This is a genomic window from Scytonema sp. PRP1, assembly GCF_036697665.2.
GTDB classification, from domain to species: Bacteria; Cyanobacteriota; Cyanobacteriia; order Cyanobacteriales; family Nostocaceae; genus Kalymmatonema; species Kalymmatonema gypsitolerans.
Genome location: NZ_JBAHYJ020000127.1, coordinates 1 through 1,438 on the forward strand (window position 1 = coordinate 1; position 1,438 = coordinate 1,438).

Below are 1,438 nucleotides of genomic sequence, written 5' to 3' on the forward strand. Positions count from 1 at the left end.
GCGGACCTCCACTTGGTGTTACCCAAGCTTCATCCTGGACATGGTTAGATCACCCGGGTTCGGGTCTATAAACACTGATCAACGCCCTTTTCAGACTCGCTTTCGCTTTGGCTACGTCCTTGACTTAACCTACCAGTGCTTATAACTCGCCGGCTCATTCTTCAACAGGCACGCGGTCAGACGTTGAATCGTCCTCCCACTGCTTGTAAGCTAATGGTTTCATGTTCTATTTCACTCCCCTTATCGGGGTTCTTTTCACCTTTCCCTCGCGGTACTGGTTCACTATCGGTCACACAGTAGTATTTAGCCTTATCTCGTGGTCGAGACTGATTCACATGGGATTTCACGTGTCCCATGCTACTCGGGATTCAGCTACTATCCTTTAGTTTTCGACTACAGGACTCTCACCTTCTTTGGTGCAGTATTTAGCTGCTTCGTCTAACCGCCAGATTCGATATTGCTGTCCCACTACCCCAACAAGCAAGCTCGTTGGTTTAGGCTCTTCCCCGTTCGCTCACCACTACTTGGGGAATCTCTGATTGATTTCTTTTCCTCCAGCTACTAAGATGTTTCAATTCGCTGGGTTGGCTCTAACCTGTCTATATATTCAACAGGCAGTACAAGGGGTTGCCCCATTCGGATATCTCCGGCTCAGTCGCTTGCTTCCAGCTCCCCGGAGCGTTTCGTCGGTCACCACGTCCTTCTTCGCCTCTGTGTGCCTAGGTATCCACCATTAGCCCTTATTCGCTTGACCACTTCACAATTGGTTCTATTTATGCAAACACTTTCATCTATGCAATCATGAAATGTCTGTGTCTACCTGCTTCGCGTTACTATGCAGTTTTCAAGGTTCTGGCTGGATATCATCCAGCAGTCTTGCTATTTCAAGCAAGATTGCTGAAGCAATTTCTCGAATCAATTATTGCTTTTTCGCAATACTTGCAGTCGCAATTTTGGAGTGTCACAATCGATTTGACTGTTTCCACACTGACAACCGTACTTTGTTGTTCGGTTGTTTTTGTGCGACTTGGATCGAACCAATGATAGTTTGAAAGCCAACAACTTTTCCTCGACCGACCTCGGGATGTCTTTTCAGTGTTCAGTTATCAAGTACCCGCAGTATCAGTTTTTTTGCTCACTGTTTACTGGTCACTACTGACTGAAAAGCAGGTCTCCCTAAAAAGGAGGTGATCCAGCCACACCTTCCGGTACGGCTACCTTGTTACGACTTCACCCCAGTCACCAGTCCTACCTTCGGCGTCCCCCTCCTCGAAAGGTTAGGGTAACGACTTCGGGCGTGACCAGCTTCCATGGTGTGACGGGCGGTGTGTACAAGGCCCGGGAACGAATTCACTGCAGTATGCTGACCTGCAATTACTAGCGATTCCACCTTCACGCAGGCGAGTTGCAGCCTGCGATCTGAACTGAGCCATGGTTT

At 48.4% G+C, this 1,438-nt stretch carries 2 rRNA genes; both read right to left on the reverse strand.

The features are described from left to right. A 23S ribosomal RNA gene (locus tag V5G28_RS33590) occupies nucleotides 1-754 on the reverse strand; the annotation flags it as partial. Between the two features lie 426 nt (nucleotides 755-1,180). Further along, nucleotides 1,181-1,438, reverse strand: a 16S ribosomal RNA gene (locus tag V5G28_RS33595); the annotation flags it as partial.